The sequence below is a fragment of the Maribacter sp. genome (assembly GCF_049667165.1).
Taxonomy (GTDB): Bacteria; Bacteroidota; Bacteroidia; order Flavobacteriales; family Flavobacteriaceae; genus Maribacter_A.
Genome location: NZ_JBATHS010000255.1, coordinates 1 through 10,026 on the forward strand (window position 1 = coordinate 1; position 10,026 = coordinate 10,026).

The window sequence follows — 10,026 nt, forward strand, 5'->3', positions numbered from 1 at the left end:
TTTCCATATCGGCTATTTGCCATAATCCGGTGATAATTCGGGAAATTTCCATTCCGGGCGCCAAAGTCGTAGTCATCTTCATGTTTTATTCTATTGGAAGTTTTTTAAATCGTGCTGTTACATCCACTCCTTGGAACTTGAGTTGACGCCATTTGTATACGAAGATAATACTTGCCAACGTCATGACGATGAGCCAAATGGGCGTGGAATGAAAATACCAGGCATCTACATTCGATGCGAGGTCCTTGTACGTATGAATGCCCAAAAATGCCACTAAAAAAATGGCTCCGAACCCGCCAATCCATACTTGTGGCCCTCTATTTTTAATGATTTTAATTTCACTGGCCAAATCCGGATTTCTTTGGGGCAAGGTTAATAATGTAACGCACATCAATAAAAAATTGACCATCATGGAAGTGACCATAATATCAATGCCCAAGAAGAAATCACCTGCGAAATGGGAACCCAGTACCCCTATACTTGCCATTGATCCAGCAATCAAAAGGGCAATATGGGGCGTATGGCGTTTCGGATGTACTTTAGAAATCACTTTGGGAAAAATGCCGTCTTCGGCCCAAGCGAACATCAAACGTGATACGGACAATAACATGGCCGGGAGGTCATTGATCAACGCAATGGCAGCACCAACAAGAATAGCCACTCCCAGACCTGAAGGCAGCACATAGCTTAAAAGCCCTGGAGCTGTAATGTCCTTGTTTAATGCTTCTTCGGCTACAAAACTCCATGGAGCGGTATGATAGACCGCGGCTGCGAATAAAAAGTAAAAAAGACCTACCCCCAAGATGGCTATCAATATGGCCTTTGGGAGGGATTTAGTTGGATTTTTGGCTTCCCCTCCAGCCTGTGCAATCGAATCGAAACCAATAAAACTGGAAAATAACAATGCCGCTGCCGATAGAAAAACCCTCCAGTCAAAATCGATGGTCGGTATCGGTACAAATTCCCTTCCTTCCTTGGCCTTTAAGGCAGTTAAGAAGTCGGTGGTATCAAAACTGAATCCTGCAATAATGACAATCGCCCCTAAGGCAAACATGAGAAACATCATGGGAAGTAATGTGCGTTCATAAGACTTTGTCCCTTTTATATTGATAGCAACAAAGGTCCATAGGAGTGCTAAGGCAAGGCCAACACGTATCCAACCTACCTCGAGGGCAACAGCTAAGGAATCCAAGCCAAGACCTAAGAAAACATCCCTTATGAAAGGTACTGTAACATAGGCAATTACGCCAATAACAATGGAAAGCCCGAACCATTGAGAAAAACTTGCCACAAAACCTAAATACGGATTCAATCCCCGGCTAGCATAAATATAACTGCCCCCAGCACGGGGCATGGCAGAAGCCAAAATCGAATACGCAAAAGCAGCTAGCAAAGCAGGGATTGCAGCAAAGGCAAAGGCTGGTAGTACATAGGGTCCAATGCCAGGAACATTTCGTTGGATCATAAAAGGCACCACATTGATCGAGGCCCCCAACATAGAACACACGCCAGTAGCGGTAAGGGCCAGTAAGCCCATCTGGCGTGTAAGTTTGTTCGGTTTATTATTCATTCGTTCGGCAATGTACAAAATAGAGGAGCAAAGGAAAAGATGCGTTTATAAAAAATGAAGGTATAATTTGATTCATTGTCTTTGCGCTATTATTGAAATGGGCATAGGCATACCACGGGATAATCCTATTTTTGTAAATACTTTACAAAAACCTTTATAAACGTAAGATGATCACAAATACCACAAGGCGATTTTGGTATGTACTTTTATCAACCTTCGCTTTTATTGTTCGAGGTCGGTCGATCCGGAAATGGTTTTGGGTCCCCTTGGTAATTCTCGCCATCGGATTCCTTTTGCCCCAAAAAATGATCATTCCAGTAAAGGATGCAACCACTAAGAGTTGGGCCGTGGATTCTTTTTGGGCGTATCCTTGGGGAACCTCTATTACCCATAAGGGAATCGATATTTTTGCCCCTCGGGGCACAGCTGTTGTTGCTTCGACCTATGGCATCGTGGTATATACCTATGAAGGGGGGAAAGGGGGAAAATCGGTCATGGTGTTGGGCCCCAAATGGCGATTTCATTATTATGCACATCTCGATTCCTATGATGCATCTGCCTTTCAACCCGTAAAGATTGGCACGGTGTTGGGCATCGTAGGCGATACCGGGAATGCTAAGGGTAAACCCCCACATTTGCACTATGCGATTACATCTCCTTTTCCTTATCCGCAACGGCATGACTCTGAATCCGTGCAAGGCTGGAAGAAGATGTTTTACCTAAATCCCGATAAATGGTTGCGTTAAACCTTTTTGGGGCTTACATTTGAACCATTAGGACCAAGCCTATTTAATAAATGAGCATCTTTTTAATCGCCACCGTACTTGTTTTCTTGTCTGCCATCTTTGGTTTTATCAATGTACGTTTTCTCAAAATGCCCAATACCATTGGGCTAATGGTCATAACCATTCTTTTTACCTTGGGCGTTTTTGCCCTGAGTTATTTTGATGATACCTTATTGAATGCCGAAAAATACATCATCACCCAAATTGATTTTAAGACCTTGCTTTTGGATGTTATGTTGAGCTTTTTACTCTTCGCGGGGGCATTGCACACTAATTTTCAGCAATTACATGTGCAACGATGGCCAATTTTGGTGTTCTCAACATTGGGGGTTTTGGTATCTACATTTTTAGTGGGTACTGCTACCTATTATCTCTTAATGCTCTTTGGATTGGATGTTGCCTATGTATATTGCCTCTTGTTCGGGGCTTTGATTTCTCCCACGGATCCGATTGCCGTATTGGGTATTTTAAAACAAGCAGGGGCTCCTAAAAAATTGGAGACCAAGATTGTCGGCGAATCTTTGTTCAATGATGGGGTAGGGGTTGTGGTTTTCTTAACCATCTTCCAGTTTGCCTCTTCAGGGAATGCAACCGTATCCGCCATCGATGTTTTAGAACTTTTCGGGGTTGAGGTTATCGGTGGAATCCTTTTGGGATTGCTTTTGGGATGGCTTACCTATCGCTTAATGAAATCTATCGATGATTATGATATTGAAGTCATCATTACCTTGGCTACAGTCATGGTAGGAACGGTAATCGCCCAGAAATTCCATCTTTCAGCCCCTTTGGCCATGGTCACGGCGGGGTTGTTGGTTGGCAATGATACCCTACGTGATAATGCCATGTCCGAAATCACGGAAACCTATGTTGATAAATTTTGGGAATTGATAGACATTCTGCTAAATACGCTATTGTTCGTATTGATAGGAATGGAAATGTTGGTGTTGGCCTTTAAGCTCGATTATGTCATTGCAGGCTTATTATCCATACCCATCATATTGATCTGTAGATATTTGTCCTTATTACTGCCCATCAGCTTTTTTAAGGAAAAGTTAGATTTTGTGCCCAATACCAACCTAATAATGACTTGGGGCGGATTACGAGGCGGTATTTCAATTGCACTAGCACTTGGCCTTACAGCGGATATGCACCGCGACCTGTTTTTGGTCATAACCTATGTGGTCGTGGTATTCTCCATCATTGTTCAAGGATTGACTGTAGGTAACTTGATTAAAAAACTATCCTAAATGATTCCAGAAAACTACACGAAATTCATTGAAACTTTGGATAATGAGTATCCGAATGATGAATGGCCGATGGCTCTGAAGGCTATGTGGTTTGATGCTGTCGGGGACTGGGAGACATCCCATAACATTGCCCAAGACCTGCCGACCACATTAGGGAGTTGGATCCATGCGTACCTACATCGAAAAGAGGGGGATGAATTCAATGCGGGATATTGGTATCGAAGGGCCGCTAGGCCTTTTCCGAATATATCCATGGAAGATGAGTTGCAGGTTCTCGTGGAATGGATCATAGACCACAATCCGGACTAAACAATGATACGGGTACCCTTGGCCTCTATGCTCCCTTCTGAATCAAAATAAAAGTCTATCCGACCAAGGTTGATGCCATAACAGCCTACTTGGTTGACAAGAATATTTTTTCCATCAGCATTTTTTGTCACCGTGGGTTTGTCAAGGAATGTATGGGTGTGCCCTCCAATGATCAGGTCAGTGAACTTTGTTTTACCAGCCAATTTTAGATCATCGGGTTTTGATTCACTTTTATAGTGGTATCCCAAGTGGGAAAGACAAAGGATCAAATCGCATTTTTCATCTACTTTCAAAGTGGTTTCAATGTCTGAGGCAATTTCAAAAGGATCTAGATATTTGGTCTCTTTGAAGAGTTTCTTCGTTACCAAACCGTCAAGTTCGATACCCAAGCCATATACCCCTATTTTCAGTCCATTGACCACGTATATGCTATAGGGTTTTACATAGCCATTCATGACCGTATTGCTAAAATCGTAATTGGCCGAAAGCAATTGGAACGTGGCATTGGGCAATTGTGCAAAGAGGCCGTCAATGCCATTGTCAAAATCATGGTTACCAATGGTGGCGGCATCATAATTGAGTTTGCTCATCAACTTAAATTCAAGTTCACCCCCATAAAAATTGAAGTAGGGGGTACCTTGAAAAATATCACCGGCATCTAACAAAAGAGTATTCGGGTTTTCCCTACGGATCGACTCCACCAAAGTAGCCCTTCGGGCAACACCACCAAGATTGGGATAGCTTGAATGGCTTTTCGGGAATGTATCGATGTGACTATGTACATCATTGGTATGTAGAATGGTAATATGCTTTTTTGTTTCGCGCGAACAAGCGTTCAAGGAAAGACCTCCTAAACCTATAAAGGCGGAACCGGCAGATGTCTGGGTAATAAATCTTCTTCTATCCATGTTATTTTTCCATATAAAAACGATCGTCAATTACGGGCGCAAGGGTATCCACTTTTTTAAAATAGTCGATCATCGCATTGCGGATCAAATAGTCGGTATCTGTGACCGAAGTATTGTTTTTAAAGAAACCCATATGGTCACCACCAGAAACCAAATAATCGGAAGTGGCTATATAATAGGTTCTTTCCGGTAGTATCGGTTCACCATTGACCAGGGCTTTTCGTATTTTCCGATGGTTATCCAAGACAATCTGCATTCCGGAAATAGGATGAGCCCTTCCGGCCTCGGCCAAAAAGGCCACCATCTCAAGTACGTCGGTACCTTTGATTTCGGCGACCACAATGGTATTTTCAAAGGGCATAATCTCAAAGGCGTTCCGTGCATTTACCTTACCAGCGGATATGATCGAGCGTATACCGCCATGGTTCAGTAAAACGAGGTCGATATCCTTGCCTGTGCGTGATTTGAATATGGGGTTTGCCTGCAAACGCACGACATCCGCCATTAAATTTCCGGCTGTGGTATTGAATTCGCCATCTTCTTTGGTGATGGTTTTGGGTGCATAGGCCAAGGTGCTATCCAATACCTCGTCGATACGTTTGCTATAAGGGGCTATAAAATCCTCAATGGGTTGTGATTTGGAAATCGTACTATCAATGGGGATTTGCTTGCCTTCGATGGTAGCAAGCCGTCCGCTAGCCTGTTTACAGGATGCCAATCCCAATAAAGTTATAAATATAACAAAATGTTGTATTTTTAAAACCATTATTGTTTTTACATTAGCCTCACAAAGATGAGTGTTTATTATTTACATTTGTGTAAATGTAAAAGTACATGTTTTTAAAAGGAATTAAGGATAAATTCAAACACAAATCTGCCACTAAGTTCTTAAAGGAAGCCCTATCCAAAACGCCACAGATGGTCAACAGAGCAGGCGGTATAACCTCCATTGGTTGTGTTGTTGATTTGGATAATTTTGAAAAACCGGAACTTTTTTTTGAGTTTGTGGATGAATATAAATTAAGACCGAATGCAGTAAAGATCATAGGTTATCGAAGTTATTACGACAAGAATTCGCCCTATTCGACCCCGGTCTTTTCGGATAAGGATTTAGGTTGGAAAGGCGAGATTGAAAATAGTTATGCGTTGGAGTTCTTAAGTCGGGATTATGATCTTTTGGTCAACTATTATAACACGGATAATTTATTGTTGCAACTGATGACGGTAAAGACCAACGCCCGCATCAAGGTAGGTTTTATGGAGGTGGATCAAAAATTGAATGACCTGATTATAGGTGTGCCTTTAAAGGATTTTAAAACGTTTAAACTAGAGCTCAAAAAATATTTAAGAGTTCTGAATGAAATTGCATAATGGAAAAATTAGTGGGTACTGGGGTTGCTTTGGTTACTCCATTCAAGGAGGATTTTACGGTAGATACCATGGCTTTGACCACTATCGTAAAGCATTGTATTGACGGTGGCGTCGATTATTTGGTCGTTTTGGGCACAACGGCAGAAACGGCAACACTGACGGAAGCGGAAAAACAATTGGTAATCGATACGATTATTAGTGCCAACGCCGGTACGTTGCCCCTTGTTCTTGGCATTGGTGGTAACAATACAAGTAACGTCATAGAAACTATAAAACGTCGGAATCTTGATGATTTCATCGCCATACTATCTGTTTCACCTTATTATAATAAACCTACCCAAGAAGGTATTTACCAGCATTTTAAGGCAATTGCTGAAAATTCACCCTTGCCTGTGATCATTTATAATGTTCCATCCAGAACGGGGAGCAACATACTACCTTCAACCGTACTGCGTCTGGCCAATGACTTTGGGAATATCATAGGCATCAAGGAGGCCTCGGGCGATATGGCCCAGGTCATGCATATCCTTAAGGATAAGCCCAAAAACTTTATGGTAATCTCCGGGGATGATATGACGGCGCTATCTACCGTAATGGCCGGGGGTATGGGTGTAATTTCCGTGTTGGGGCAAGGTGTACCGTTTGCATTTTCCAAGATGATCAGGTTGGGCTTGCAGGACCAAGTCAAAGCGGCCTTCAAGCTGCAGTATGCCCTACAGGAAGGAATGGGGCTTATCTTTGAAGAAGGGAATCCGGCAGGGATCAAAGCGGTATTCGAGGCCTTGGGCATTGCAAAATCAGGGGTCAGGTTGCCCTTGGTACCTGCATCGGACCAACTTAGGGACAAAATCGAAAAATTCGTGAAGCCTTTCGCCGGGCAACACGCCCAATAGGCCGTTCGCTTGAACGTTAAATCTAAGCCAAATAAGGGTGATAAGTGCTTTTCGCACGTTATTTTAGCACTATAAAATTTGTTTTTTAGTTCCATTCAGAATCCCTAATTTTGCAAAATGTTTTTTAAAATGAGGAATCTAATCCCTTTACTTGGTTTGATTGCGGTCATGTCATCATGCAATGAGTATCAAAAAGTACTTAAGAATGAAGATGTAAAGGCCAAGTACGATCTTGCCCAGAAATATTATGATGAAGGGGATTACAAACGCGCAAACCGTTTATTCGAACAGATTGCACCCAAATATGTAGGTAAGCCTCAAGGAGAAAGGGTTATGTTCTTCTTTGCGGATACCTATTTTCAACGTAAGGATTATAACATGGCGGGCTACCAGTTTGAGCGGTTCATCAAATCGTATCCCAAAAGTGAGAAGGTGCCGCAAGCATCATTTTTAGGGGCTAAAAGCTATTACAAACTTTCCCCGGCATATTCTTTGGATCAGACGGATACGGATAAGGCCCTTGTTAAATTGCAGACCTTTATAAATATGTACCCCGATTCAGAATACTTCGATGAGGCGAATAAAATGGCTCAGGAATTAACGACGAAAAAGGAAGAAAAAGCATTTGAAATCGCAAAGCAGTTCAATAAATTGGGGCATTTTGATTATTCATTTTTGACACCGGCCATGGCGGCTTTCGATAATTTCATTTCCGATTTCCCCGGTTCGATTTATAGGGAAGAGGCCTTGTACCTTAAATTTGAATCAGCAACCGAGTTTGCCTTAAACAGTTTTGCCAGATGGAAACCAGAGCGTTTGGAAAATGCCAAAACAGCATATAATGTACTTAAAAGGCAATATCCAAAGACCAAATTTGTCGATGAGGCCGATGAATTGATGGGTAAAATCCAAAAGGAAATGGATTCCCCTATGACCGAAGAAGATAAAGAAACAAAATAAACAGCAGTTATTATGAATACGAATGATTTAAAGAACTCTAAGGCTCCCGTTTCAACGGTGACCATAAATAGGAACGAGTTCGATGCGAAAACCGAAAACATATACGAGGCTATTTCAATAACCGCTAAAAGGGCTGTTCAGATCAATTCTGAAATCAAAAAGGAGCTCTTGGAAAAACTGGAGGAATTTGCCACATACAGTGATAGTTTAGAAGAGGTTTTTGAGAACAAGGAGCAGATCGAAGTATCAAAATTCTACGAAAAACTTCCCAAACCACACGCTATGGCCGTTGAGGAGTGGTTGATGGATAGGATTTACCATAGAAACACAGAGAAAGATACAGAATAGTATGTTGAGCGGCAAGAATATTCTTTTAGGCATTACTGGAGGAATTGCTGCTTACAAGACAACTTTTCTTGTACGTATATTGATTAAAGCTGGCGCCAATGTCAAAGTGGTTTTGACAGAAAGTGCCAGCTCTTTTGTTTCCCCACTTACCTTAGCAACCCTTTCGAAGAATCCTGCGCTTACGGCGTTTGTCAAGCAAGAAGGGGAGGTGACCGATTGGAACAATCACGTAGATCTAGGGCTCTGGGCCGATATCATGATCATCGCCCCGGCGACGGCCAATACCATGTCCAAAATGGCCAGCGGCGCCACGGACAATCTTTTGTTGGCGGTCTATTTATCCGCGAAATGCCCTGTCTTTTTTGCGCCTGCCATGGATTTGGACATGTTCAAACATCCTGCTAACAAAAAGTCTATTGATACGTTGCTATCGTATGGCAATATTATGATTCCTGCTACCTCGGGTGAGTTGGCCAGTGGTCTGCATGGGGAAGGAAGAATGGCAGAGCCTGAGGATATCGTGGCTTTTATCAAAAAATACCTATTGGAAGGCTTATCCTTGAAAGATAAAAAGGTGTTGATCACAGCAGGGCCTACCCACGAGGCAATCGACCCGGTTCGGTTTATAGGCAACCATTCCACAGGGCAAATGGGTTACGAACTGGCCATGGCTGCAGCCAAACTTGGGGCGCAGGTGCTTTTGGTTTCCGGACCAACGAACCTCTCCATTTCACATGATTTGATTACTAGGATCAATGTGATTTCGGCTGATGAAATGTACGAGGTGGCCCATGAACATTTCGAAAATTGTGATATAGCCATAGCTGCTGCTGCTGTGGCCGATTATAGGCCAAAAATGGTGGCGGACCAAAAAATCAAAAAGAAAGAAAAAAATCTCACTTTGGAATTGGTGAAGAACAAGGATATCCTATTGTCGTTGGGAGAACGGAAAACCAAGCAGTTTTTAGTAGGCTTTGCCCTTGAGACCGAGAACGAACTGGAAAATGCCAAAGGCAAATTAGAACGAAAGCATTTAGATGCCATTGTTTTGAACTCCTTGAATGATAAGGGCGCAGGGTTCGCCAGCAATACGAATAAAATAACATTTTTGGATAAGAATTCGCAGATTAAAGCGTTTCAATTAAAAACCAAGGCTGATGTCGCCAAGGATATTTTGAACGAAATCATAATTCGATTGAATGCGTAATTACCTAATTGTCCTCGTTTTTATCTTTTCTATCGGTACTGTTTTTGCACAGGAATTGAACTGTGTGGTAACCGTGAATTCAGATCAGGTCGCCCAAACCAACCAACAGATATTCAAGACCTTGGAGCGTTCATTGAATGATTTTGTCAATAAGACCAAATGGACGAATCGTGTGTATAAGGACAACGAAAGGGTGAATGCCCAGATGTACATTACGATCACCGAATATGAATCCAATAGGTTTAAGGGCAATATCCAGATCCAGTCTTCAAGACCGGTTTTCAACACGTCCTATGAAACACCGATTTTCAATTATAAGGACAATCAATTCAACTTCGAGTATATCGAATTCCAACCTTTGGTTTTCAATGAAAATGTTTTCGAATCGAATTTGGTGAGCGTCATGGCCTATTATGCATATGTCATTT

General features: G+C 42.2%; 12 protein-coding genes. 9 read left to right on the plus strand and 3 right to left on the minus strand.

What is annotated here, in order from left to right; all coding sequences use genetic code 11:
- Positions 1 to 85 precede the first annotated feature (85 nt).
- On the minus strand, positions 86 to 1,570 hold the full coding sequence (locus WBM98_RS12620; RefSeq protein WP_424366378.1) for an APC family permease: 1,485 nt from the start codon (positions 1,568 to 1,570) through the stop codon (positions 86 to 88).
- Positions 1,571 to 1,875: 305 nt separating this feature from the next.
- Here WBM98_RS12620 and WBM98_RS12625 point away from each other — a divergent pair, with 305 nt between their 5' ends.
- From WBM98_RS12625 to WBM98_RS12635, 3 genes are read left to right on the plus strand one after another with little or no spacing between them, the layout of a single operon-like run.
- Positions 1,876 to 2,316: a M23 family metallopeptidase gene (locus tag WBM98_RS12625; RefSeq protein WP_424366379.1), complete on the plus strand. Its 441-nt coding sequence runs from the start codon at positions 1,876 to 1,878 to the stop codon at positions 2,314 to 2,316.
- A 50-nt stretch (positions 2,317 to 2,366) separates the two neighbouring features.
- Positions 2,367 to 3,602 (plus strand): cation:proton antiporter, encoded by a 1,236-nt coding sequence (locus WBM98_RS12630; RefSeq protein ID WP_424366380.1) that lies wholly within the window; start codon positions 2,367 to 2,369, stop codon positions 3,600 to 3,602.
- On the plus strand, positions 3,603 to 3,911 hold the full coding sequence (locus WBM98_RS12635) for a hypothetical protein (protein WP_424366381.1): 309 nt from the start codon (positions 3,603 to 3,605) through the stop codon (positions 3,909 to 3,911).
- On the opposite strand, the gene WBM98_RS12640 is transcribed toward WBM98_RS12635, so the two are convergent.
- Together WBM98_RS12640 and WBM98_RS12645 are read right to left on the minus strand one after the other, a co-directional pair.
- Positions 3,908 to 4,819 carry a metallophosphatase gene (locus tag WBM98_RS12640; RefSeq protein ID WP_424366382.1) on the minus strand — a complete coding sequence of 304 codons (912 nt, stop codon included), beginning with the start codon at positions 4,817 to 4,819 and terminating at the stop codon, positions 3,908 to 3,910. The genes WBM98_RS12635 and WBM98_RS12640 overlap by 4 nt on opposite strands.
- Before the next feature lies 1 nt (position 4,820).
- Entirely contained in the window at positions 4,821 to 5,537 is a 717-nt protein-coding gene (locus WBM98_RS12645) for a 5'-nucleotidase C-terminal domain-containing protein (protein ID WP_424366383.1), read from the minus strand.
- 116 nt (positions 5,538 to 5,653) lie between these two features.
- On the opposite strand from WBM98_RS12645, the gene WBM98_RS12650 reads away from it, so the two are divergent.
- The 6 genes from WBM98_RS12650 to WBM98_RS12675 form a co-directional block, all read left to right on the plus strand.
- Entirely contained in the window at positions 5,654 to 6,190 is a 537-nt protein-coding gene (locus WBM98_RS12650; RefSeq protein WP_424366384.1) for a DUF6913 domain-containing protein, read from the plus strand.
- Entirely contained in the window at positions 6,190 to 7,083 is an 894-nt protein-coding gene (gene dapA, locus WBM98_RS12655) for a 4-hydroxy-tetrahydrodipicolinate synthase (protein WP_424366385.1), read from the plus strand. The genes WBM98_RS12650 and dapA overlap by 1 nt, the downstream gene beginning before the upstream one ends.
- 117 nt (positions 7,084 to 7,200) lie before the next feature.
- Positions 7,201 to 8,043 carry an outer membrane protein assembly factor BamD gene (locus tag WBM98_RS12660; RefSeq protein ID WP_424366386.1) on the plus strand — a complete coding sequence of 281 codons (843 nt, stop codon included), beginning with the start codon at positions 7,201 to 7,203 and terminating at the stop codon, positions 8,041 to 8,043.
- A 12-nt stretch (positions 8,044 to 8,055) separates the two neighbouring features.
- The gene (locus tag WBM98_RS12665; RefSeq protein WP_424366387.1) at positions 8,056 to 8,391 is read left to right on the plus strand and encodes a DNA-directed RNA polymerase subunit omega; all 336 of its coding nucleotides are present in this window, start codon (positions 8,056 to 8,058) and stop codon (positions 8,389 to 8,391) included.
- 1 nt (position 8,392) lies between these two features.
- On the plus strand, positions 8,393 to 9,598 hold the full coding sequence (gene coaBC / locus WBM98_RS12670) for a bifunctional phosphopantothenoylcysteine decarboxylase/phosphopantothenate--cysteine ligase CoaBC (protein ID WP_424366388.1): 1,206 nt from the start codon (positions 8,393 to 8,395) through the stop codon (positions 9,596 to 9,598).
- Positions 9,591 to 10,026, plus strand: a 436-nt coding sequence (locus WBM98_RS12675) for a DUF4835 family protein (protein WP_424366389.1), incomplete at its 3' end; no start/stop codon positions are given. The genes coaBC and WBM98_RS12675, both read left to right, overlap by 8 nt.